The 24,043-nt window shown below is 40.0% G+C and carries 23 protein-coding genes; 10 read left to right on the forward strand and 13 right to left on the reverse strand.

Going from position 1 to position 24,043, the window contains the following annotated elements:
• Window positions 1–13 precede the first annotated feature (13 nt).
• The 3 genes from F3J02_RS06450 (at window position 14) to F3J02_RS06460 (ending at window position 4,441) form a co-directional block, all read left to right on the forward strand.
• The gene (locus F3J02_RS06450; RefSeq protein ID WP_005211449.1) at window positions 14–1,249 is read left to right on the forward strand and encodes a lipoprotein-releasing ABC transporter permease subunit; all 1,236 of its coding nucleotides are present in this window, start codon (window positions 14–16) and stop codon (window positions 1,247–1,249) included.
• Complete coding sequence (lolD, locus tag F3J02_RS06455) at window positions 1,242–1,925, forward strand: lipoprotein-releasing ABC transporter ATP-binding protein LolD (RefSeq protein WP_005151761.1); 684 nt, start codon at window positions 1,242–1,244, stop codon at window positions 1,923–1,925. The genes F3J02_RS06450 and lolD overlap by 8 nt, the downstream gene beginning before the upstream one ends.
• An 86-nt stretch (window positions 1,926–2,011) precedes the next feature.
• Window positions 2,012–4,441 carry a DNA internalization-related competence protein ComEC/Rec2 gene (locus F3J02_RS06460; RefSeq protein ID WP_167248218.1) on the forward strand — a complete coding sequence of 810 codons (2,430 nt, stop codon included), beginning with the start codon at window positions 2,012–2,014 and terminating at the stop codon, window positions 4,439–4,441.
• Window position 4,442: 1 nt separating this feature from the next.
• On the opposite strand, the gene F3J02_RS06465 is transcribed toward F3J02_RS06460, so the two are convergent.
• The gene (locus tag F3J02_RS06465) at window positions 4,443–5,399 is read right to left on the reverse strand and encodes a lysophospholipid acyltransferase family protein (protein WP_167248219.1); all 957 of its coding nucleotides are present in this window, start codon (window positions 5,397–5,399) and stop codon (window positions 4,443–4,445) included.
• A 138-nt stretch (window positions 5,400–5,537) separates the two neighbouring features.
• Here F3J02_RS06465 and sppA point away from each other — a divergent pair, with 138 nt between their 5' ends.
• Window positions 5,538–6,560: a signal peptide peptidase SppA gene (sppA, locus tag F3J02_RS06470; protein WP_167248220.1), complete on the forward strand. Its 1,023-nt coding sequence runs from the start codon at window positions 5,538–5,540 to the stop codon at window positions 6,558–6,560.
• Window positions 6,561–6,694: 134 nt separating this feature from the next.
• Window positions 6,695–7,486: an alpha/beta fold hydrolase gene (locus tag F3J02_RS06475; RefSeq protein WP_167248221.1), complete on the forward strand. Its 792-nt coding sequence runs from the start codon at window positions 6,695–6,697 to the stop codon at window positions 7,484–7,486.
• Between the two features lie 36 nt (window positions 7,487–7,522).
• On the opposite strand, the gene purN is transcribed toward F3J02_RS06475, so the two are convergent.
• Window positions 7,523–8,152 (reverse strand): phosphoribosylglycinamide formyltransferase, encoded by a 630-nt coding sequence (purN, locus tag F3J02_RS06480; protein WP_251111497.1) that lies wholly within the window; start codon window positions 8,150–8,152, stop codon window positions 7,523–7,525.
• On the reverse strand, window positions 8,149–9,219 hold the full coding sequence (gene purM / locus F3J02_RS06485) for a phosphoribosylformylglycinamidine cyclo-ligase (RefSeq protein ID WP_004805639.1): 1,071 nt from the start codon (window positions 9,217–9,219) through the stop codon (window positions 8,149–8,151). The genes purN and purM overlap by 4 nt, the downstream gene beginning before the upstream one ends.
• A gap of 134 nt (window positions 9,220–9,353) precedes the next feature.
• On the opposite strand from purM, the gene cxpE reads away from it, so the two are divergent.
• The 4 genes from cxpE to F3J02_RS06505 all read left to right on the forward strand — a co-directional run bounded on the left by cxpE (window position 9,354) and on the right by F3J02_RS06505 (window position 15,757).
• On the forward strand, window positions 9,354–10,547 hold the full coding sequence (cxpE, locus tag F3J02_RS06490; RefSeq protein ID WP_167248223.1) for a chloramphenicol efflux transporter CxpE: 1,194 nt from the start codon (window positions 9,354–9,356) through the stop codon (window positions 10,545–10,547).
• A 20-nt stretch (window positions 10,548–10,567) separates the two neighbouring features.
• A complete protein-coding gene (locus F3J02_RS06495) occupies window positions 10,568–11,266 on the forward strand; it encodes a DnaA regulatory inactivator Hda (protein WP_167248224.1) in 699 nt (232 codons plus the stop codon).
• A 113-nt stretch (window positions 11,267–11,379) separates the two neighbouring features.
• Window positions 11,380–13,254: a rhombotarget A gene (gene rbtA, locus F3J02_RS06500; RefSeq protein ID WP_167248225.1), complete on the forward strand. Its 1,875-nt coding sequence runs from the start codon at window positions 11,380–11,382 to the stop codon at window positions 13,252–13,254.
• Window positions 13,255–13,270: 16 nt separating this feature from the next.
• Complete coding sequence (locus tag F3J02_RS06505; protein ID WP_167248226.1) at window positions 13,271–15,757, forward strand: CSLREA domain-containing protein; 2,487 nt, start codon at window positions 13,271–13,273, stop codon at window positions 15,755–15,757.
• Window positions 15,758–15,817: 60 nt separating this feature from the next.
• Here the strand turns inward: F3J02_RS06505 and F3J02_RS06510 are convergent, their stop codons facing one another.
• The 5 genes from F3J02_RS06510 to F3J02_RS06530 form a co-directional block, all read right to left on the reverse strand.
• Window positions 15,818–16,207 carry a DUF3106 domain-containing protein gene (locus F3J02_RS06510; RefSeq protein WP_167248227.1) on the reverse strand — a complete coding sequence of 130 codons (390 nt, stop codon included), beginning with the start codon at window positions 16,205–16,207 and terminating at the stop codon, window positions 15,818–15,820.
• Window positions 16,197–16,520: a hypothetical protein gene (locus tag F3J02_RS06515; protein ID WP_167248228.1), complete on the reverse strand. Its 324-nt coding sequence runs from the start codon at window positions 16,518–16,520 to the stop codon at window positions 16,197–16,199. Before F3J02_RS06515 ends, F3J02_RS06510 begins: the two co-directional genes overlap by 11 nt.
• Entirely contained in the window at window positions 16,507–17,124 is a 618-nt protein-coding gene (locus F3J02_RS06520) for an RNA polymerase sigma factor (RefSeq protein WP_167248393.1), read from the reverse strand. Before F3J02_RS06520 ends, F3J02_RS06515 begins: the two co-directional genes overlap by 14 nt.
• A gap of 159 nt (window positions 17,125–17,283) precedes the next feature.
• Complete coding sequence (locus tag F3J02_RS06525) at window positions 17,284–18,060, reverse strand: TrmH family RNA methyltransferase (RefSeq protein ID WP_167248229.1); 777 nt, start codon at window positions 18,058–18,060, stop codon at window positions 17,284–17,286.
• 56 nt (window positions 18,061–18,116) lie between these two features.
• The gene (locus F3J02_RS06530) at window positions 18,117–19,088 is read right to left on the reverse strand and encodes a class 1 fructose-bisphosphatase (RefSeq protein ID WP_167248230.1); all 972 of its coding nucleotides are present in this window, start codon (window positions 19,086–19,088) and stop codon (window positions 18,117–18,119) included.
• Window positions 19,089–19,265: 177 nt separating this feature from the next.
• On the opposite strand from F3J02_RS06530, the gene F3J02_RS06535 reads away from it, so the two are divergent.
• Window positions 19,266–19,451 (forward strand): NF038105 family protein, encoded by a 186-nt coding sequence (locus F3J02_RS06535; RefSeq protein WP_167248231.1) that lies wholly within the window; start codon window positions 19,266–19,268, stop codon window positions 19,449–19,451.
• Between the two features lie 57 nt (window positions 19,452–19,508).
• On the opposite strand, the gene pal is transcribed toward F3J02_RS06535, so the two are convergent.
• The 5 genes from pal to tolQ all read right to left on the reverse strand — a co-directional run bounded on the left by pal (window position 19,509) and on the right by tolQ (window position 24,020).
• Window positions 19,509–20,075 carry a peptidoglycan-associated lipoprotein Pal gene (gene pal, locus F3J02_RS06540; protein WP_167248232.1) on the reverse strand — a complete coding sequence of 189 codons (567 nt, stop codon included), beginning with the start codon at window positions 20,073–20,075 and terminating at the stop codon, window positions 19,509–19,511.
• A gap of 22 nt (window positions 20,076–20,097) precedes the next feature.
• Window positions 20,098–21,381 carry a Tol-Pal system beta propeller repeat protein TolB gene (gene tolB, locus F3J02_RS06545; RefSeq protein WP_167248233.1) on the reverse strand — a complete coding sequence of 428 codons (1,284 nt, stop codon included), beginning with the start codon at window positions 21,379–21,381 and terminating at the stop codon, window positions 20,098–20,100.
• Window positions 21,382–21,480: 99 nt separating this feature from the next.
• The gene (tolA, locus tag F3J02_RS06550) at window positions 21,481–22,866 is read right to left on the reverse strand and encodes a cell envelope integrity protein TolA (RefSeq protein WP_167248234.1); all 1,386 of its coding nucleotides are present in this window, start codon (window positions 22,864–22,866) and stop codon (window positions 21,481–21,483) included.
• 3 nt (window positions 22,867–22,869) lie between these two features.
• Window positions 22,870–23,322 (reverse strand): protein TolR, encoded by a 453-nt coding sequence (tolR, locus tag F3J02_RS06555; protein ID WP_167248235.1) that lies wholly within the window; start codon window positions 23,320–23,322, stop codon window positions 22,870–22,872.
• Window positions 23,322–24,020: a protein TolQ gene (tolQ, locus tag F3J02_RS06560; RefSeq protein WP_167248236.1), complete on the reverse strand. Its 699-nt coding sequence runs from the start codon at window positions 24,018–24,020 to the stop codon at window positions 23,322–23,324. Before tolQ ends, tolR begins: the two co-directional genes overlap by 1 nt.
• Window positions 24,021–24,043 lie beyond the last annotated feature (23 nt).

The following is a 24,043-nucleotide window of genomic DNA, read 5'->3' on the forward strand; positions in this document are numbered from 1 at the left end:
CGGACTAGATGGTATGTTTAAGCCAATTTCGCTGTATATAGGGTTGAGATACACTCGTGCTAGGCGGAGTAATCATTTTATTTCTTTTATCGCCTTGGTTTCCATGATTGGTTTAACCCTTGGCGTTGCTGTCCTCATTACAGTGTTATCTGTCATGAATGGTTTTGATCGCGAATTAAAAACTCGTGTTCTAGGAATGGTTCCACAAGCCACTGTTTCTTCTACTCAAATTCTAACAGATTGGCCTGAGCTTGTAAAAAAAGTTGAACACCATCCACATGTCACTGGGGTTGCACCATTTACCCAATTGCAAGGGATGTTAACTGCACAGGGTCAAGTCGCTGGTATTATGGTGACAGGTATTGAACCTGAATATGAAAAGAAGGTCTCAATCATCCAAAATCACATGGTCTCAGGTGATCTAAATGCTTTGAAGAAAGGTGAATTTGGTATTGTTCTAGGTAAGGACATGACCGATGCACTAGGCTTGGGCTTAAATGATAATGTGACTTTAGTGTTACCTGAGGCAACACCTTCTCCAGCGGGTGTAGTACCGCGTTTTAAACGTTTTAAAATCGTCGGTATTTTCAGTGTCGGTGCAGAAGTGGATTCAATGGTGGGTTATATCGCCCTAAATGATGCTTCTACTTTGTTGCGCTTACCTGATGGTGCGCAAGGTGTACGTTTGAAATTGGATGATATTTTTGCTGCGCCAAAAGTGGCTAATGATATTGTCAGCCAGTTGCCAAGTAATTTCTATGCATCGAACTGGACTTATACCCATGGTAATTTGTTTAACGCGATTCAAATGGAAAAAACCTTAGTTGGCTTATTACTGGTGCTGATTATTGTCGTAGCTGCATTTAATATCGTTTCCTCATTAGTCATGGTGGTGACCGATAAAAAGTCTGATATTGCAATCCTTCGTACCTTGGGTGCTTCGCCTTCGATGATTACCAAAATTTTCATGGTACAAGGAACTGTAATTGGCGTAATTGGGACCATTGCAGGTACGATTTTAGGTGTTACGCTGGCACTTACGATCAGCGATATCATTTCTTGGTTTAATACAGTCTTAGGTTTGAATCTGTTTGATGCTTACTTTGTTCATTACTTGCCTTCATATCTCAGATGGCAAGATGTAGTTGTGATTGTAACGGTATCTTTGTTATTGAGTTTCTTGGCAACAGTTTACCCTGCATTGCGTGCAGCGAAAGTTCAACCTGCTGAGGCGTTACGTTATGAGTAAGATTGTCTTAGAAGCAAAAGATATCTACAAACATTTTGATGATGGTAGAAGCAAAGTTGAAGTGATTAAAGGTTTATCACTTCAAGTAAAAGCAGGTGAGTTTGTCTCGATTGTCGGTTCAAGTGGTTCGGGTAAAAGTACACTACTGCATGCGTTGGGCGGTTTAGAGCAACCTTCACAAGGGCAAGTGTTTTTACAAGGACAGCGGTTTGATAATTTAGGTGAAGCTGAACGTGGCTATAAACGTAACCAGTATTTAGGTTTTGTTTACCAGTTCCATCATTTACTGCCTGAGTTTTCCGCACTTGAAAATGTGGCAATGCCGCTAATGATTCGTGGTGAAAGCAATTTCAAAGATGTGAAAAAACAGGTGGAATACTTACTGGATCGTGTTGGTTTATCGCATCGTATGGATCATAAGCCAGGTGAACTGTCTGGTGGTGAGCGTCAGCGTGTGGCATTGGCACGTGCGTTGGTGACTCGGCCTGCAGTTGTTTTAGCAGATGAGCCGACTGGTAATTTAGATCGTAAAACAGCGCTCAGTATTTTCGAATTACTGACAGATTTGAAAAAAGAGCTGAACATGGCGATGTTAATTGTGACGCATGATGAGCAATTGGCACAGTCGGCTGACTCTATTTTGCATATGCAAGATGGCTTATGGCTTGATCAATAATAAATATTTTAAATAAGCTCTTGTTAAAGCCCTGAAAACGGGCTTTAATTTTGTCTTTAGAATAATTAAAAAATTAATTTAGTAAAATGTTAAAAATTACTTTATTGGGTTGGATTGCTGGGATTGCCTTTATGGGGGTGGACCTTCCTTTTGTGGCTACCACATGGTGGATGTGGTTAGTTCTAGCAATTGCAGTCTTTGCTTATGGGTTTTATGACAAACGACTATATTCCAATAATCCTATTTATAAAGCGCTTATTTTAATCAGTGTTAGTTGGGCGTTATTTTGTACTGGCTTTCATTATGCTGATACAGCCTTAGAACAACGGTTGAAGCTTAGAGAGGTAGAAACGCAGCCATTTGAAGCAATTGTTTATATTAAAAAAATAGATGAATTAAGCGATGCAGGACAAAAACAAATTGCCGAGGTACTCAATCGACATACTCCGCCTGTCAATTGGGTGTTCTATGAAAGAAAAATTCAAGTGGAATTGGGGCAACCCGCTGAGCGACTACAATTAGGTCACTATTATCGAATTGATGGAGCTATCAAACCTGCACATAGTTATGCAGTCGCAGGTGTATTTGATCAAGAAAAATGGTTCTTACAGCAGAATGTGATGTCGGCATTTTCAGTAAGGCATATTCAGCCTCTAAGTCGTGATGAAATCTATCGCCTAGGTTATCAGCAGCATCTCAAGCAGCAACAAAGGCTTCAAGCAAGATTCTTATTAAAAATTGAGACTATGCGACTGTCATTTCGAAACATGTTTCAAGCTTCGGAATTTCAACATAAAGGGCTACTTCTCGCATTGCTGACAGGGGATGAAAGTCTTTTATCGAGTCGTTTAAAGCAGCAATTTCAGCAGTTGGGAATTTCACATCTATTGGCGATTTCAGGTCCCCATGTGCTGATTTTTGCGTTGCTGCTGACATGGTTATTGAAAAGTATGCTGCAACGTTACTGCCCAAAATTATATTTATGGCAACCGCGACAGATATTACTGTTATTTCCCTTTGTACTCAGTGTATTGCTTTATGTCGTCTTTGTTGGTTTCGAAATTCCAGCGATAAGGACGTTATTAACCGTCATTATTGCGAGTCTTTTTCTATTATTTCGTCAGTCGATTCAACCCTTATCACTCTTGGTTTATAGTGCCAGTTTGTTACTCATCTATGATCCATTTAGCATTCTATCCGCTGCATTTTGGCTATCTTATGGAGCGTGTTTTATTTTGCTGAGGATTTATCAAACTTTAGCGCAACTTCCAAAAGATCATATGTTGACCACTGCTCAACATATGATCTTTGGTGCAAAAATTTTAATTGAATCACAATGGAAGATTTTTGTTGCTCTATTACCTTTGATTTTAATTTTCTTCCAGCAAGTTTCATGGCTTGCACCATTGGGCAATCTTATTGCAATTCCATTATTGAGTGGGGTGATTGTACCTTTGAATATCATCGCAGCATGTGTTTGGTTAATTATTCCTGTGTGTGGACAAGTGCTTTTTCAATTCAATGACAGACTATTATCTGTATTGATGTGGATGCTAAATAGCTTAAAGCCGATTTCTCCAGACTTATATGGCGTCAGTTTTACCCCTGTGATGATACTGAGTTTAATATTAGGTCTGATCATTCTATTTATGCCTAGAGGAACAATCCCAAAGATGTGGGCTGGGATTTGTTTATTGCCAATCGTGTTAGGAGTAAAAACCCAGCCTACCATCTTGAATATCCTTGATGTAGGGCAAGGGCAATCGATCTTTTTACAGCATCCGCAGCAGATTTTAATGTTCGATACAGGCGGCTCTTATGATGAAGCCAAATTTAATTTAGGTGAGCGGGTGGTGATTCCCTTCTTAAGGCAGCAAGGCATCCGTACATTGGATCACGTCATTTTGTCCCATTTAGATCAAGACCATAGCGGTGCATTTCCTTCCATTCAAAATGCGTTTGATATTACTCAGGTTCAATCTAATGAACGTAGCGATACAATGCCTTTCAAAGATAATTTTTCATTATGTCAGCAAGGGCAAAATTGGTCTTATTCAAATCTAAAAATACAAATTCTATCACCCGATCTGGATGGTTTAGCGCTTACAAAACATCAGAAAAATGAGCAATCCTGCGTGGTATATCTACAATTCCTCAATGCTCAACCTTATCAAAACTTTCTGATTATGGGCGATGCGGGTTGGGAAACTGAATATAAGCTATTACAGCAATATCCTGATTTAAAAGTAGATGTTTTGGTACTTGGTCATCATGGAAGCAAAAATAGTTCTGCATATGATTTTTTAGCAGTATTAAAACCTAAACTAGCGATTGCCTCAGCTGGGTTTGAGAATCGTTATGGTCATCCAAGCCAAGAATTACAAAGTCGTCTTCGAGCTTTAAATATTCCTTTGCTGAACACCGCGCAGACAGGCAGTCTGAGTTTTGTGTTTGAGCATGACACCGTAGCGTTAAAACAACAGAGACAACAATTGAAGTGGTTGAGAAGAGAATAGCCTAAGTATTCTCTTTTTGTTGCGTTTGTAGACGAATTTCAGCAACTTTTGCGAGTGCTTCTTTTTCATCAATATCATAAATTTTCTTTAAAGCGGGATTTGCACGAAAACGTTTGTAGCTCCAGTGATAATGTTCTGGGTAGCGTCGAATTAGCTGTTCCAAAGTTTGGTGAACAATCAGGGTTCCATCTTCAGCATTACCTTCATAGATTTCAGGATTGATCGGTTCGATATACATATCAAAACCATCTTGATTATTTCTGATAGCATAAAATAATAAAGCTCGAGCTTTGGTTTTTTGGATGAGCTTGGCACTGAGACTACTCGATGCCAGCGGAATACCGAAATAATCGACCATATCTCCACCATGATCTGGGGTATGGTCTGGAAGAATAACAGTAGTACCACCTTGTTTTAATACTTTAAAAATCTGTCGTACCCCACTTTCATCGGTAGGGACTAAATTTGCCTGATTGCGGCTACGTGCATCACGAACAAAACGATCAGCATCAGGATTTTTGACAGGTTTGTATAAAATGGTCATTTGCGTATGTTGCGCTAACCATGCATTCATCACTTCCCAAGTCCCCAAATGAGGTATTATCAAGACTACGCCTTTTTTTTCTGCTAAAGCTTCATGGAAATAATGCTCACCGTGAATATTGTGGATTCTCTGAATGTTTTTCGCATCTGTTGAGCCCCAAATACTGAAAAACTCAAAATAAGAAATCAGTTCATTTCGAATAGCTTGTTTGGTGAGTTGTTGTCTATGTTGCTGATCCATTGCTGGAAACGCGATTTGTATATTTAAACTAATCGTTTTGGAAAGCTTGGAAAGCGGAAGGGTAGTGACCAAGGCCGCAACCATACGTGCAAAGAAGCGCCCTAATTGAATTGGTTGGCGACTAACAAACTGAATAAGACGGTAACTTGTGCTGCTTGATTTAGGCTGAGTCATGTATCAATAATTAGAAAAAATTACAAAGGGAAGTATAAAGCAAAAAATAATTATAAGTTAAGACAAGTTATTTAAACAGTTTTGCCCAAATCCACGTATATAATAAAGCCACTTTAAAATATATTGGATTGGAATCTTATGTCCGATTGGCCACCAAAACCACAAAATGAATCTACAAATAGTAATAATGTAACAGGCAAAGAATGGCAGATTTTAGAAAAAGCTGTTCTTGCTTCTGTTGAAGAACAACGCCGTAGCCGTCGTTGGGGTATTTTCTTCAAATGTTTGGGCTTTGCATATTTGCTGATTGTATTATTGGCAATGACCAAGAGCTGTACCACCTCATCAGATAAATCAACCACAAGTATTAGTAGTAATCACTTGGCTGTGGTTGATATTGTGGGCACTATCGATTCATCTGCAGGACAGTCTACAGTGAATAGTGAAGATACCAACAAAGCTTTAAAACGTGCATTTGAGGCGAGTGGAAGTAAGGCAATCGCTTTGAATATTAATTCACCAGGTGGTTCACCAGTACAGTCTGATGAAATCTGGCAAGAAATCCGTTATCTGAAAAAACAGCATCCAGATAAAAAAGTTTATGCGGTGATTGGTGATATGGGTGCATCAGGTGCGTACTATATTGCTTCTGCAGCGGATGAAATTATTGTGAACCCATCAAGCCTAGTGGGTTCAATTGGTGTGATCATGCCGAATTATGGCCTAAGTGGCTTAGCTCAAAAATTAGGTATTGAAGACCGTACGCTTACTGCGGGTAGCAATAAAGATATTTTAAGTATGACCAAACCGCTTGATCCAGCACAGAAACAACACGTGCAGTCAGTACTTGATAATGTGCATACTCACTTTATTAATGCAGTGAAAGAAGGTCGTGGTAAGCGTTTGAAGTCAAACGACCCTGCTATTTTCTCAGGTCTATTCTGGACAGGTGAGCAAGCGGTTGCTTTAGGTGTGGCTGATCGTAATGGCAGTCTGACGACGTTGATGCGTGATCTAAAAATTGAACAAAAAGTGGACTATACGGTGCAACGCAATCCGTTGGAGTCTATCTTGGGACGTATGGGGGCACAGCTTGGAGCAGGTATTAGTAGTTCGCTTGCAGCACAACTAGAAACTCAGCAGAACGCGAAAATACAATAATATTTCAAAAAGGGGTTGTGTTGATCACAACCCTTTTTTTTATTCTAAAAATAACTGGACAGTTATCCTTTTAATTTGCAATACCTATGTAGAGTAGGATAATTGACCAATCAGTGAAAATAAAAGACAAGCTTATGAAACCTTTGATTCATTTTGCCCATGCCAATGGCGTTCCATCTAAAGTTTATCAAAAGCTGTTTGATCAATTAAAAGATCAATACGACATTATTTATGTGGCAGAAATTGGAAACGATAAACGCTATCCAATTACCCACGGCTGGACGCATTTGGTCGATCAGATTATTGATAGCATTGTGCAGCAAGCACAAGGGCGTAAAGTGATTGGCTTGGGGCATTCATTGGGTTCAGTATTAACACTGATGGCTGCTTATCGTCGTCCAGACTTATTTTCACAAGTCATCATGTTGGACCCACCTTTGATCATTGGTAAGGCTTCTTTTGTTTTTCATCTTGCTAAAATCTTTAAGCCTAAACTCGTGGACAAGATTACCCCAGCTGGTTTGTCAGTACGTCGTCGTGATCATTGGGAGTCGCGTGAACAAGCTGCTGAGTTATTAGGTTCCAGAGGTTTTTATCAATACTTTGATAGAGATTGTTTCCAAGCCTATATTGATCATGCTTTGACTGATGATCCACAAAATGGTGGTGTAACACTCACCATACCTAAAGATGATGAAGTGGCAATGTTTAGAACCACGCCATCCATGTGGTGGCTGCCAATGCCAAAACCACCAGTACCGGTGCATTTGGTTGTAGGTCGTGACAGTATTTTCTTAAAGGAAAAGTTTCCGCAGGTGGCGAAAAAGAAATTAGGTATTCCTTTCTCTATTATGGATGGTGGACATATGTTTCCGTTAGAGCATCCGATGGAAACAGTAGAAAAAATTAAAAGTTTAGTTGTTTAAATTAATGAAAAACGCATCCTTAGATGCGTTTTATTTTTAGAATTGTGCAAACTGAATTGGCCGTTCTAAAGGTTTCTGATTGAAATAGGCTTGACCGTTTTGCCAAGTTAATTGACCTGTACAAAACCATTGTGCAACTTGAGGATAGATAAAATGCTCAAGTTCATGCACACGTTGCGCCAAGCTAGTTACAGAATCATGCAAACCAACTTGAATTGCCGATTGGGCAATGCTTTGTCCTGCATCGAGTTCGGCGGTGACAAAATGAACTGTACAGCCATGCAAACGATCTCCTGTATTTAATACTCGTTGATGTGTATTAATACCTTTATAGAAAGGCAGGAGAGATGGGTGAATGTTTAACATTTTGCCTTGCCATTTGCTAACAAAACTTGGTGTTAAAATTCGCATGAACCCAGCCAGAATAACTAGATCTACTTGCCATGCTAACAATTGTTGATGCATAGCGTCGTCAAAGCTTTCTCGACTAGGGTAATCTTTATGAGAAATAACAGCGGTCGCAATATTGGTATCCTCGGCACGTCGCAATGCGTAGGCATCAGCTTTATTTGAGAGTACACCAATGATTTGCCCCGACAGATTTGCATCTATCAGGGCTTGTAAGTTGCTACCGTTGCCAGAGACAAGGACAGCAATTCTCATTATGCAAAGATCACACGAATTTTTTCGTCTGCACCTTCAACTGATTCAGCATTTTCTTGGATATAACCAATTTTCCATGCTTTTTCGCCTTGGGCATTTAAGAGGTCAATGGCTTTGTCTGCTTCACTTGCATCAACTGCAATCACCATACCAACGCCACAGTTAAATGTACGATACATTTCAAAGCGTTCTACATTGCCTTCACGTTGTAGCAATTGGAATAACTCAGACCATTCCCAGCTAGATTCATCAATAACCGCTTGTGCGCCATTCGGAAGTACACGTGGTAAGTTACCAGGTAAACCACCGCCAGTGATGTGAGCCATGGCATGGACATCAACTTGTTTGCAAAGTTCTAATACTGGTTTTACATAAATACGTGTTGGTTCCATCGCGACGTCTGCAAGTGGGCGACCATCGACGATTTGAGTTAAGTCTACATTCTTAACATCTAAGATTTTACGCAGTAATGAGTAACCATTTGAGTGGGCACCACTTGACGCAACACCAAGAAGTACGTCACCAGACTTTACTTTAGTCCCATCAATAATTTTGCTGTGCTCAACCACACCAACTGCGAAACCAGCTAGATCGTAATCTTCACCTTCATACATGCCTGGCATTTCAGCAGTTTCACCGCCAACTAATGCACAACCAGCAAGTTCACAACCCTTACCAATACCTGTCACTACATCTGCAGCAACATCAACATTCAAATGACCCGTAGCATAATAGTCAAGGAAGAATAATGGTTCTGCACCACAAACGAGTAAGTCGTTCACGCACATTGCAACCAGATCTTGACCGATAGTGTCATGGCGATTGAGGTTTAACGCTAGACGTAATTTGGTACCTACGCCATCTGTTCCTGAAACTAATACAGGCTCTTCATAACCTTTTGGGATTTTGCATAGTGCACCAAAACCACCAAGACCGCCCATAACTTCAGGACGAGTGGTGCGTTTAGCGACAGATTTGATACGATCGACTAGTGCGTCGCCCGCTTCAATGTCGACGCCAGCATCTTTATAGCTTAAACCAGTATTTGGGGTAGAAGTTGAGTTGCTCATAGTGAAGTCTCCGCAGTGGCGGCAGATTATAACCTGAATATACGAAACTCTTATGTTATTTATGCTCGAAAATGCTATCTTTAATTAAAATTTTTTCCCATTTATAACGATTACACGAAAAAAGGCTAGATTTTATGCAAGATCAGGTACTACGTCGTATCTTTATCCTCGCTGGGCTCGCATTACTTCTTTGGGTGCTCTATTTATTGAAACCCATTGTAATTCCTTTTGTCGGTGCTTTTTTTATCGCCTACTTGTTCAGTCCACTTGTCGATGTTCTTGTTAAAATAAAACTACCGCGTTGGTTAGCAATTAGTATCGTGTTTATTGGCATTGGTGTGACTTTGACCATGGTTTTATGGTTTCTAGTGCCGCTGATTTGGAAACAATTGATGTATGCGCGGGATAGCATTCCTGCTGGTATTCATTGGGTTAATGCAACTTTCTTACCTTGGGTCTCTCATACCTTTAATGTTGTGCCAATGGAAATTGATACGGAGCAGATTACCAAAGCATTGATGGATTATATTCAGACTAACTACAGTGCGGATAGCATTCAAACGATGGCATTAAGAGTTGCCCAATCTGGGTTGAACTTTATTCAAATTGGCGGGGTAGTCATCCTTATTCCAATTATCTCTTTCTACTTCCTGCTTGACTGGGAAAGAATGCTGGAAAGTTTTAGACGTTTAATTCCACGCCCTTATGAAGCTTCAACTTTAAGAATTGTCCGTGAATGTCATAGCGTGTTGGGTGCCTTTGTCAAAGGTCAATTCTTGGTGATGCTTTTATTAGGTATTGTTTATGCTGTTGGATTACAACTGATTGGTTTAGAAGTTGGTTTAATCATTGGTATGATTGCGGGCTTGGCAAGTATTATTCCTTATTTAGGTTTTGGTGTCGGGATTATTGCTGCGGTGATCGCAACACTATTCCAGTTTGGGTTAGATTGGACGCAGCTGCTTCTGGTTGGTGTTGTATTTATGATCGGGCAAATGGTTGAGGGGTATATTCTTCAGCCATTCTTACTAGGAGATAAAATTGGTTTATCTCCAGTAGCGGTTGTTTTTGCTGTATTGGCAGGCGCGCAGTTGGGTGGTTTCCTCGGTATGTTGATTGCTTTACCTGTGGCAGCCGTCATTGTTGTATTGTTAAAACATGCACGTGATAACTATGAAAAAAGCCGCTTATATGGATTACCAACAGAAGTTGTATTGGCACAAGGTGAAACTCAACATATAAATGTTGAAACAGGTCATGTAGAGCTTGATATTCAAATTAAAAACTCTCAAGATACAGAGACTTCAAACTCGAATGACTTAAAGTAATTGAGGAACAAATTAAGTATATGCGTCAACTACAACTGGATATAGAACCTCAACTCGATGCTCGAATTAGTGATTTTTCGGGGCCGGGTTGGGGACCTGTGGTTGATGCAGTTAGACAGTTACATGCAGGCTTAGTCAGTCGTTTTTATGTCTATGGTGGTGCTGGTACGGGTAAGAGTCATCTACTTTCAGCGATCTGTGATTCATATTTAGAATTGGGTCGACCTGCAATCAAAGTTTCTTTATTAGAATTATTAGATGCCCCAATTGAAGCAATTACCTCTTTAGAATTTTATGATTTAGTGGCGCTAGATGATATTGATTCGATTAGTGGAGTTCCGCATTGGCAGAAAGCGGTTTTTCATTTGATGAATAATCATGAAGGGCAATTGGTATTTTCATCTCGTGTTGCACCAATTGAGCTCAAGCTTGAATTACCAGATTTACAGTCAAGATTGACCCAGGCAGTCAGTGTCAAAGTACCTAATGGAAGCTCGTATATTGATCGGCAAGCCTTATTACAATCGGTGATGACGCGGCGTGGTATTCATTTTGATCAACAGATTGTTGATTACCTTTTAAGTAACGGACCACATCAGGCATCAATTTTATTACAAACACTTGCTCAGCTCGAAAAAATGTTAAAGGGCGAGAAAACTAAGCTTTCAAATACAACACTTAAGCAAATTTATGCGCTGATTGATGAATATCGCCAATAGTATAAAATTTCTTGAGTAATTTTGAGAGCTATGACAAAGTACGCACAAAGGAATGTGGTTGCAAACACTGAGTTTGCAATACGAAGAAAAATGAAAAATAGAAGGAGATCGGTATGCTCAAACGGACGCTTGCCTGCGCTTTATTTGCGATTACTGGACATGCATATTCTGCGGATATTCAAGTCACAACATTGGTTGATGAAGACAAAGATGATGCCGTTTGTTCATTACGAGAAGCTGTTGAGTTTTTAAATAAAAGAAGCCAAAAAGAATTCGAAAATGGTTATCGAGGGTGTGGTAATAAAGATGCAAGTAGCACTATTATCTTACAGCGAGATCAGACTTACCAACTAAATTCAGCAGTAAATATTAAAGCTGCGATGACAATCCGTACCGCGAGTAGTGAAGCTTTTAATGATAATAAGCAAGGGCTGAATAACGCAACGATTAAAATGCAGGGTTCTGATCGCCTTTTTGTAATTGATGATGGTAATGTTGAAAGTACTCAACTTTTAGTGGGTTTCATTGAACTGAATTTACAAGGGGCTTCGAGTAAGGTTAATGATGGTGGTTTAATTCTCAATCGTGAAAATTTATCAATCCAATATTCTCGTTTAAGTGGTGGCTCAGCAAATAGAGGTGGTGCGATTTATAATGTTGGTGTTGCATCGGATGCAAAAAACACAGCAGGATATGTTTCTATTAATAACAGCATCTTACAGAATAATAAAGCAGATCAAGGTGCTGTTGTTTATAGTGAAATGCCAATGTATCTGATTACACAGTCAGTAGTGCGTGATAATGAAGGTATAGCTGGGACAAATGGTGCTTTGCTTTATGTGCAGACAGGTTTTAATAATGACACAATTGCAGGGGCCTTAGCCGCTAGATCTTCTGGTATCAGAAGTAGCACTATTTTTCATAATAAGGGCGGGTATGTTGCAAATATCCGTGAAGGAATGATTCTTAACAATAATACGATTATTAAAAATGCTGCTGGATTATATTTACAGTCTTTAAATCGAAAGGTGACCACAACTGAAAATGGTGAAACTAAAGTCCAAGAATTCCCGAGCTCTTATGTTTCAAATAGTATTTTAGTTGCCAATGGAAATGCGAACTGTGGGAACACTTCAGATGATACTACCGTTGTTCAAAGTAATTTAACCACATCAGACTGCGACCGTAATGCAGAAAAACGTCTACCCAACTTTATGTGGAATCAAAATGATCCAGAGCAGGCATTAATTGCGGGTGGTAGCAATGATGAAGGGATCTGTGCTGCTCCTCCAGCAAAAGGATTGCTATGTCCATATTCGATTCCAAAAGATCAAATGTTAGGTTTCTTTAAACCACGTTTATTGACTTCTTATAAACAGTTATCCGATTCTTTAATTGTGAATAAAGGGCGGATTTACAGTGATGGTACAAGCTTTAGTGTGTCAAGTTGTGAAGCCACAGATCAACGTGGAAAAAGCCGTACTGGTTTTAATGAACTATGTGATTTAGGCTCGATAGAGTTAACTGTGGATCGTAGCAATATTGCTGTTGCGGGAATGGATATTCGTTTTAAACAGGTGGCTAAGTTTAGTATTGCAGACAATTTGTTAGATGGAGAGTTGTTAGATCCGAATTCTTGTGAACAATTATTAGGAAAGCGTTCAGATGGGCAGGCCTGGCGATATGGGTGTTTAGATATTGTGCAAAACCAGACACCATCTAAAGGAAAGGTTACTTTAGATCAAGATGGTAATGTGACCTATACCCCTGATAGTGATTGGCATGGCGCAGATATATTTAAAATGCGCATAATGACGACTATCACGCGTTTTAATAATGTTACGAATTACTATATTGAAATTCCAACGAATATTGTCCAAGATCCACCCGATACTTTTCAAAGTAAAACAGTAAATGTTGGGAGCTTTAGTTGGGGTGCTATCTTGGCATTATTTGGTTTAATAGGATTGCGCCGTTTAAAATCATAATCAGGGATATGATGAGATGAAAAACTATAAAAAAGCATTGTTGGCAACGATGGTTATAGCAACAATGCCATTAATGGCAGCTGGGACCAGTAATACACCAATTAAGGTTACAACTTTTGAAGATGAAGATGGCGATAACCCAAATGCTTGCTCATTACGTGAGGCATTAAAAACAGCTGCAGATCGTGTTTCGTATGGTGGTTGTACTGTTACAGACAAGTTGTCAACGACACAAAAAGTTATTCAGCTTGAAAAAGGTGTCTATACTCTAAAAAAAGAACTCGCACCTACCGTGAGTGTTTCCATTTTAGGATCAAGCCCTTTAGATTGGGAAGAGAAAAATGTTTTATTGAATGATGTGGTTAATCTATATCCAGCAGAGATACCATTACAAACGACCATTAAGGCAGAAAACTCACGCATTTTTAACACAACACTTAAGGCAACAAACTTAAGCCTTACGAATGTAATTTTAACGGGTGGGCGCTCTACTGATTTTGGTGGAGCAATCTATGCTGGTGCGGATGTAGTATTGCAGAGTAGCCAAATTTTGGATTCTCATGCAAAAGAGGGTGGTGCAATATTCTTGGCTGGACCTTCATCGACCTTAACCATATCTAAAACTGTCATACAAGGAAATCAGGCTGAGAAGGGCAGTGTCCTTTCAATGGGTTGCATGACAGATGCAAAATATATTAAAAATACAATTAATTTAACTGCGAATAGTTTTATCAATAATGGCTCTGAAAATTCAAATAGTATGTTTGAATTTTGTGGTGAAGCAGCAGCTACTTTAACGACCAATACAATAGCAAAAAATATTGCAAATGTTGCTACAGGGAATTTGATCAAATTCACTGGTGATACTAAAGTTGGGAGTGAGGTAAATAATCGTCCAAGTATTTTGAGTGAATCGAGTAGTTTGTTGTTGACTAGTAATACGATTGTTGAAAATAAGGCTTATACTTCCCTTTTATACGATAAACTTGGTGCTAAAATATTGAATTTTAATGTTATTGCTTACAATGGTGATAGCAGTAGCTATGCTTGTCGATATTTATTTGGTAATGCAGCTGAGGAGACAAAAGTACGGTTTGCCATTCTCGATAATGCATTTGCTTTAAAAGAAGAGGGCTCAACATCTGCTATTAATAACGTATGTGATGTACCCAAAGAGTCGCTTAAAGATAATAAAACTAATTTGAATGTCAGTAAGATCAATATTGAAACTTTGTTAGATTACCAACCTGCTTCAGCACATACGTCTTTCATGCCAATGTATTATCCAAAACCCAATGTCACTAGTGTGCCTGTAGATGATAAAGGGAATACAAAATTAGTTGGCTTGTTGGATATTGATGACACAGGTTGTAGTGAAACTGATCAACGAGGTTTAGCTCGTATTACTGATGGGACGTTGCATTATGATCCTGATGCCCGTAACCGCTGTGATATTGGCTCGGTTGAGTTAATGCGATTTAAGGCTGGTGATATACAGGATGTAACTAATACATCAATTAGTAACTCAATGACAAGTTATCAAGATCAATATGATTTCTTTGATAATTTAGTGAAAAATCCAAATAATCCAGATTTTTTGACCTACTACAAATTTCGTTTTGATCAGTATCAAAGGTTATTAAAATATACGAAAGCAAATTTGCACTATCGTGCGATTTATCTTGACTTAAGAAACTATCAGTTGCCTTTGCCACAAGACGTAAAACAAGCAGATGGTAGTTATAAGTTACAATTTTTTAGCCCAGATATATATGATGTAACAACCGAGGCTTTAGGTAAGGGGCTAATTAGTAATATAGATGAAAGTGATAAAGAAAACTTAGTTTGTAGCTGGAACAAAGACTTACAGCAAATTATTTTTTATCGCAAGGATGATACTATTACTCAAGCTGGTGATAAGATCTTCTGTAAATATACAATTACATCTAAGTCTAATCCGAATATAAGTTCATCTGGTTTAATTCGAGCAGCTTTTGTAAATATTGCACCTGTTGCAACAGATACATCCTTAACGTTTAAATATAAAGAAAAACAAAAGCTAAGCCTGAATTTATTGAACTTTGCTAACGATAATGGCGATACTGGTGAAGGTGGTGCTGGACCAGAAAAAAATCCAAATAAACCCCAGTTTTGGAGAAATAAGGATGGTGTGGAATTACCGATCCGTATAACGAATGTGCCTAGAGATCTGAGCATCACTGCTGATCGTCAGGGAGCTTGTCCTGAACCAGATCAAAAAGAAACTTGTTATGGTGGTAATATCTACGTTCAGGAAGTAAATGCTTTTAACCCATTCAATTTCGATTTTAAATATCAGGTGTATGATGCTGAGGGGGTATCATCAAATGAGGCAACAGTCAGAACAATTAATACAGCTACAACGACTGATGATACTCGTTCTGCCAGTGGTGGTGGTAGCTTAGGTTTCTATTCAGTATTTGGTTTATTGGGGTTACTGGCTTATCGCCGTTTTAAAAAATAAGTAGACCAAAGAGAAAATAGCGCCTAGAAGGCGCTATTTTTTATTCTTATAAGATTAAAATTAATGTTCAGCATATTTGCTGAGATATTCTTCTCTAATGTTTACACGTTCTTCAGTGCTAGCATTGAGCATACGTTTACGCAAAGTATTACGTTCTTGAGTACTCATTTTTTGCCAAACATCACGCATTTTCTGCTTTTCGTCTTCAGGCAGTTGTGTAAACCATTCCATCCGTTGTTGTAGTTGTGAGCTCTGATTGGTCGGAATTTCCTTCAATGTCTGATAGCGTTTAATTAAAACGCGTTGCTCTTCTGGTGATAAGTCATCCCAAGCTTCTTCTGGTGCCGCTTTATTTGGTTTGGAGAATACCCAAAAGCGTTCTGAACCTGCAAAACTGGTTTGTAATAAGCCGAGTGTACACACAACAAGTGCTAATTTTTTAGCTGCCATGTGGAACTTTATCCTCACCTAAGACCAATAACATTTCCATATCTTCAACCATTTGTGGCGAAAGTTTTGGATTCACGACAACTTGGTTCTGTGGTTGATCAGCCAATTGCAGAGAGCTAGGCAGAACAACAATTCCCATAATTGCGGCAGCGAAGGCAAAACCTGTCATTTTCCAAATACTGTAATAAGAAGTTGGCTTCTTTTGGACAGTATCAAGAACATGATTCATCACTAACATTTTATTGTGATGTTGTTCTTTCGCAAGCTGGTCAAGTTTGGAAGTCACATGTTTAGTGAACTCATCTTTTTTCATCTGATGATCCTCCTGTATGTGGGTTTAAATGCTCTAGAGCAATTCTGAGCCCCTGGATTGCGCGGTGGTAATGTGTTTTAACACTGCCTTCACTGCAATCCATGATTTGTGCTGTAGTCATGGTGTCAAAACCCTCCCACGCTCTTAGCATAAATGCTTGTTGTTGGCGGACGGGTAATTGATTAATTGCAGCTTGAATTTCCTCCATAGTGACTTCTTGATTAAGAAACTCAAACGGATTTGGAGTTGATTCATCGACAACATCAATAATTTGTTCGTCATCATCTAAACTAATTTTTTTAAATAATGAAAATGGATTGGCACGACGGGCTTCTTTGCGTCGCCAGTCCTGAAGTTTATTATTTAAGATTGTATAGAACAGGGGATACCATTCTTCTGTGCTTTTATCAGCATATGACTTATGCAATGAAATAAATGCTTCTTGCACTAAATCCATGGCAATGCCTTGTTGTCCCTGAGTGGCGCTTTCCATCATAACCAAGGCACGACCTGTTACGTCTTGCATAAAAAAACGCAGACGTTGTTCAACAGTACTACGATCGGTACTGTTTTCAGTTCGAGCCTGTTTCGGTGCTAAATCCATAGAGATGGAAAATCCTGTCATGGATACCCACCATTAATTCCAATTCATTAATCATATAACGTTGAAAATGGTGGGCGCGTTGACAACTTAAGCAATTATTTTTAGTAGTGTAATTGATTTTCTCAGTAAAAAAATCGTATTTAAAATAATTTAACGTTTTTACTGACGTTGGCGAACCATTTCAAAGAAGCAAACTGATCCAGCAATCGCGACATTGAGTGACTCTTGCCCACCAGGTTGAGGGATCGCCACTGCCTGAGCATGTTCAAGAGCATAGTCACTTGCACCTTGACCTTCGTTGCCTAAAATCCAGACGCAGGCTTGAGTTAAATCTTTGCTATATAAACTGGTTGAACGATGTGAACTGGTCACAAAAACTGGGATTTCAAATTTTGGAAGAATATCTGTGAGCTGGAAATTTTCAAAACATTGCAGACTAAAATGGGCACCCATACCAGCCCTGAGTACGCGTGGAGACCAAAGTGCAGCTGAACCTTGTGTACAAATAATCTGTTTGATGTTTGCAGCAGCAGCAGAGCGAAGCAATGTACCTACATTTCCAGGATCTTGAACATTTTCTAGAATTAAAGTATCGGCCTTAAAATCAATGGTGGCAGCGGTTTTGGGTAGATCAACAATCGCTAGACAAGGCAGGGTTGTGCCTAAGGTGCTTAAATCCTTATATAGGACTTCACTAATCACGAAGATATGACCTTGATGAAGTTCAATCACTTCTTGTAAATCTGGATGTTCTAATGCTTGTTCAGTGGTAAATAAAGAAAAGATTTTTTTCTGCTGTTGCAACCAAGCCAAGCACAGATGTGTACCTTCTAGAACGGTTTGCTGATGTTTTTTTCGAGCACTGTTGAGTTCGATCAGACCACGCAAATGTTTGATTTTTGCATTGTCTTTTGATTCTAGGAAAATAACCGCCATAAGATAAACATCCAAAAGGGCATCATAGATTTATAATGCCCTGATTATAAAAGTAATTAGTGATAGCTTGTTACGCGTTCGACTTCATTTTTCGAACCAATAATCACTGGAACACGTTGGTGTAATTCAGTTGGTTGAATGTCTAGAATACGAACGCGACCTGTAGTAGACGCACCTCCAGCCTGTTCGATCAACATACTCATTGGGTTTGCTTCATACATCAGACGTAAACGACCTGCCTTTTTAGGGTCTTTTAGATCGTAAGGATAAAGGAAAATACCCCCACGACATAAGATACGGTGGATGTCACCTACCATACATGCAACCCAACGCATATTGAAATCTTTTTCACGTACTGATGTTTTACCCGCTAAAAGCTCATCAATATAACGTTTTACAGGGTTTTCCCAATGACGTTGGTTTGAAGAGTTAATCGCAAACTCTTGTGTATCTGCTGTAACTTGTACTTGCTCGGTAGTTAGCAAGAAGCTTTGTGTGGTTGGATCAAAAGTAAAGAAGGCAACACCTGCGCCCACGGTAAGCGCTAACATGGTTGATGGGCCGTAAAGGACATAGCCTGCAGCAACTTGTTCTGTCCCTGCTTGCATGAAGTCCGCAGATTGAGTGACTGTATTTTTCGCAGGTAGGATAGAGAAAATCGTACCGACACACATGTTAATATCGATATTGCTTGAACCATCCAAAGGATCGAACAAAACTAAGTATTTACCATTTTCTTGGGCAGGGGTGAAGTCATCTAATTCTTCTGAAGCTAAACCACCCACTTGAGGGTGTACTTTTAAAGCATCAATCAGGTAATCATTAGATATAACATCTAATTTTTTTTGTGTTTCGCCTTGAACGTTTTCATTGCCTGCACTGCCCAAAATACCGGCTAAAGCGCCTTTTTGAAGTGCCTGATCAATGGTTTGGCATGTAGCAGCAATTGTTTCGATAACTTGTGCCAACTCTGGAGTCAAATTCCCATTTTGTTGTTCTAGGTATTGGGTCAAAGTAAGGTTTGACATATTGAATAGCTCCGATTTGGCCGTGTCAAAAATTGATAAAAAAGAATGTGGGTATTCTAGATGAGATCGTGCAAAAATAAAAATTATCTTACTTTATTTATGTTGCTTTTATGATTACAAGTGCAGCATTACATGCTATGTTGCATAGATACTAAACAGGATGTTTGGAGGCTAACGATGTCAACCAAGAATTTTGAGGCAACTCCCACGCCGAGTGAGCCAATTAGCTTAGATACGATTTCTAAAGAAAATGTGAAGGATGCATGGAAAGAGTATGAAGCGAAACCAGAATACAAAGAGTTTAATAAGCATGATTTGATTGAGTCGATGCAAAACAAGTCTGACTCTCCATCTTCTTCTTAATCGATAAATAAAAATGCTCACCTGAAGTGAGCATTTTTATTTATCGTGAAACCACTATTATTTTAATAGTGGTGGAACCGCTTCGTAGTTGATTTCTACACGACGGTTTTCTTTCCACGCAGCTTCATCATGTCCAGCATTCACTGGTGACTCTTTACCGTAACTAACAGCTTCGAGTTGTTGTGGATTAACGCCATTGGTAATCAAGAAGCTTTCAACCGCTTTTGCACGACGTTCGCCAAGTGCCATATTGTATTCACGTGTACCACGTTCATCTGTGTGGCCTGTAAGGGCAACACGAGAGTTAGCATTGGCAACTAAGAATTGAGCATGTGCTTGTAGGGTCTGATAATCTTCGTTAGATAAATCGCTGCTATCAAAGTTGAAGTGTACAACGCGCTTTGCTAAGAATGCTTTGTTTGCAGCAGTTACGCCCTTAGAAGATGCACCTGCCAAGTTTTGTGCATTTAAAGCTGCATCTTCGCTTAAACCATCTGTACTTACAGTGGTTGAGCCATTTGGTGTATTACCCGCAGTGATATCAGTTGCTGGTTTGCGACTTGCACAACCAGTGAAAACTAAAGTTGCAGCAATCAGTGGAAGCGTTAGATATTTAATGTTCATATGATTCTCCAATCGATTAAACTTATTTTGGTGCCCAAGCTGGTTCACGAACTTCACCTTGCTCGCTTGGTAAATTCATGCGGAAACGACCATCAGTCGACATGACTGATAACAAACCACGATTACCTTCACGCGTTGCATACACCACCATTTGTCCATTTGGTGAGAAGCTTGGTGATTCATCTAAACTGGTCGGGGTCAGAATATTGGTGATACCAGTATTGATATCTTGGATTGCAACTTTGTAGTTACTGCCGCTTGGACGATGTACTAACGCAATCTTTTTACCATCAGCACTCAAAGTCCCGCGTGCATTAAACGCGCCTTTGAAGGTCAAACGTTTTACCGAACTATCATCAAAGCTGTAGCGGTAAATCTGTGGTGAACCACCACGATCAGAAGTAAAGATAAATGACTTACCATCTGGTGAGTAGCGTGCTTCAGTATCAATCGCAGAGTCATTGGTCATGCGCTGTACTTGACGGGTGCTTAAATCCATTTGATAAACTTCTGGGTTGCCATGCATTGATGCAGTAAACAACATCGATTTACCATCTGGTGAGAAACTTGGTGCACCATTTAAACCACGGAAGCTTGCTAAAACTTCACGTTGGCCAGTGGCTAAGTCTTGAAGATAAATCGCAGGGCGTTTGGTTTCAAATGATACATAAGCAATTTTCTTAGCATCAGGTGTCCAAGCAGGAGAGAGGATTGGATCACGTGACGACAGTACAGTTTTAGGTTGCTCACCATCAGTATCTGCAATTTGCAAGGTATAGCGTTGAGCAGGTGTCGCCTGATTACGCAGTACATAAGCAATACGACCACTAAAGTCACCTGCAATACCAGTCAAAGCCTGATAAATCGTATCACTGATTAGGTGGCCCGCTTGGCGTACTCGTGAACTTGGTACAGTCAGAACTTCATTGAGCAAATATTGTTGTTTCTGTACATCATATAACTGGTAATGAATCTCAAAAGTATTGGCATCAACCGCTTTTAATTGTCCAACGACAACATACGGCACACCTGCATTTTGCCAGTCACCCGCTTGAATCTGATTCAAGCTTGCTGTAGCTGGTAAATTTTGAGATGCACTGGTAAATCGACCTGAACGGTTCAAGTCGCTTTCCACAATTGGATAGATCGCATTGTCATTTGCAAATGGGATAATCGCAATTTTAGGTGCTTGTTCAGGTGCTTTAGCAATTTCGAGATGTAATTGTGCAAAAGTTGCTGTTGGAACAACTGTGCTAATTGCAGCGAAAACTGCCAACGAGAGGAGGTGTTTACGAGTCTTGTCCATAGTTACAATTACTTGCGTTCGTATTTTTGTGGCTGTTGATTGTTTAACATAGTTACAGGCTTTGTGCTATTAAAAGCCTGTAACGTTAACTATTCATTACTATTTTGCAGTAAAACTTGAAGTAAAGCTTCTTGCTTCACGACGGGCGGTTGGATCATCTGGCATTGGGTAGGGGGCAGCAGCTCGCACTGCAGCTTCTACACTCGCCTTAACGTCAGGGTCACTCGCTGTTACAACGACAGAAAGTACAGCACCACTATCACTTAAAGTCACACGAGCACTTGCACGCTGACCTGATGAGCCTGATGGCATGTTCCAAGCACGATAGATTTTTTGTTCGAAATCACGTTTCGCAGTTGAAGCAACTCGTTTTGCATCCGCCTTTTTCTGTGCGGCTTCCTGCTCAGCTTTTTTAGCAGCTGCAGCTTTGGCATCTGCTTCAGCCTCAGCTTTACGTTTCGCGTCTGCATCGGCTTTTGCTTTCGCATCGGCCTCAGCTTTACGTTTCGCGTCTGCATCAGCTTTTGCCTTGGCATCAGCATTTGCTTTACGTTTTGCATCTGCGTCAGCTTTTGCTTTCGCATCGGCCTCAGCTTTACGTTTCGCGTCAGCATCAGCTTTTGCCTTGGCATCAGCATTTGCTTTACGTTTTGCATCTGCGTCAGCTTTTGCCTTTGCATCGGCTTTGCGTTTTGCATCAGCATTTGCTTTACGTTTTGCATCTGCGTCAGCTTTTGCCTTCGCATCGGCCTCGGCTTTGCGTTTCGCATCAGCATCAGCTTTTGCCTTCGCATCTGCTTCGGCTTTACGCTTCGAATCCGCGTTGGCTTTTGCTCTCGCATCTGCCTCAGCTTTGCGTTTCGCATCCTGTTGCGCTTGAAGTTTTGCATTTTCGGCAGCTTTTTGCTGTCTTAATTTCGCATCTTGTTCAGCTTTTTGACGTGCTTTGGCTTCAGCCTCGGCTTTAGCATTTTGTTCAGCTCTACGCTTCGCATCAGCCTCAGTCCTCGCTTTTGCCTCAGCTTGGCGTTTAGCTTCAGCGTCTGTACGTTGTTTTTGTGCTTGAGCCTCTGCAAGTTTGCGTTGTTCTTCAACTTGTTGAGCTCGAGCAGCTTCATCCGCTTTGCGTTTTTGCTCAGCAAGCTTGGCTTGTTGTGCTTGTTCAATTTTTTGCTTTTCGGCAGCAAGCTGTTGTGCAGTTGGTGGTGGAGGCGCTACTGGAATATTCTCAGGGAGCGTTTTATCCACAACTGGGCTTTGCACTTCCTCCGCCTGATGCTCTGCAGAGACTTGTTGTTCGGGATTTTGTAAAGATTGTGGTAAATCTTCTGGCTTCACCAAAATGGTGGTCAGTTTTTTAGGTTCTTCAGGTGGTTTACTCAAGCCTAAAAACAGTAAGCCAACAATTGCGATCGCATGGACACCGAGTGTGAAACCCAGCGCAATCGCATTTTGTTTAAAAGGCGGCTCTTGAAATTTTTTCATAGCTTATTTTAACGGCTCTGTCAGTAAGCCAACTTGAGTCAGGCCAGCTTCTTGTAGACTCGCCATGAGTGAAACGACTTCACCGTAAGGACGAGATTTATCACCATTTACTAGAACAGTCAGTTGTTTATTTTCTTGCTCAGCTTGCGTTTGAGCTTCGCTTAAAAGAGTTTCAAGCTGTGCAAGTGATAGCGGTTCACTACCTTTGTGTTCTTGATATTGCAAAAAGATATTACCATCTTTACCAATGGTGACCATCGCTGGCATATCTTTTGATTCAATAGGATGATTATTGGCCTGAGGTAAATCAACTTTGATACCACTGGTAATCATAGGTGCAGTGACCATAAAAATGACCAAAAGTACCAACATCACATCGATATAAGGAACGACGTTCATATCGCTTTTCAGTGGTTTTTTAATCCGCTCAAAACGTCCAGATCGTTGAATCGCCATTATGCATCATCCTGTGTCGTTCCAATCGCTTGACGCTGTAAAAGGGCAACCATTTCTTCTGCAAATAAAGCACGGTCTGAATAGGTTGATTCACCTTTAGCCGTAAAGTGGTTAAATGCAAGTACAGCAGGAATTGCGGCAAATAAACCAATTGCGGTTGCAATCAGAGCTTCTGCAATACCAGGTGCAACGGTAGCTAAGGTGACTTGATCAACTGCTGCAAGGCCAATAAAAGCATTCATGATGCCCCAAACTGTACCAAATAAACCGATATAAGGCGCAACTGAACCAATGCTGGCAAGAGCTCCCAAGCCGACTTCTAAACCACCTTGATCACGACTTAAACCTACACGAAGGATACGCTCTGTCCCTTCGATGGTTTGATTGGCGTCTGCTTTGCGCTTTTGCAGTTTGAAGAACTCACCTAAGCCTTGGTAGAAAACATCTTCTAGACCGCGGCGTTTAGAGTTAAGTTGGGCATTATTGTAAAGCGTATTTAATTCGGCACCTGACCAGAACATTTTTTGAAAATGCTCATCCTCTTGTCCTGCTTTTTTAAAGCCCATATATAATTTGGCAATCAAATACCAACTATAAATTGAAGAGAGCAGCAGGATCAGCATGACCAGTTGTACAACAGGACTTGCTTGTAAAATTAGGTCGGAAATATGCAGGGAAGATTCTAAGTTAGTTGCCATAAGTTGCTGTGCCGAAAGTTTAT

Origin of the sequence: Acinetobacter sp. Tr-809 (assembly GCF_011753255.1) — a bacterium.
Taxonomy (GTDB): domain Bacteria; phylum Pseudomonadota; class Gammaproteobacteria; order Pseudomonadales; family Moraxellaceae; genus Acinetobacter.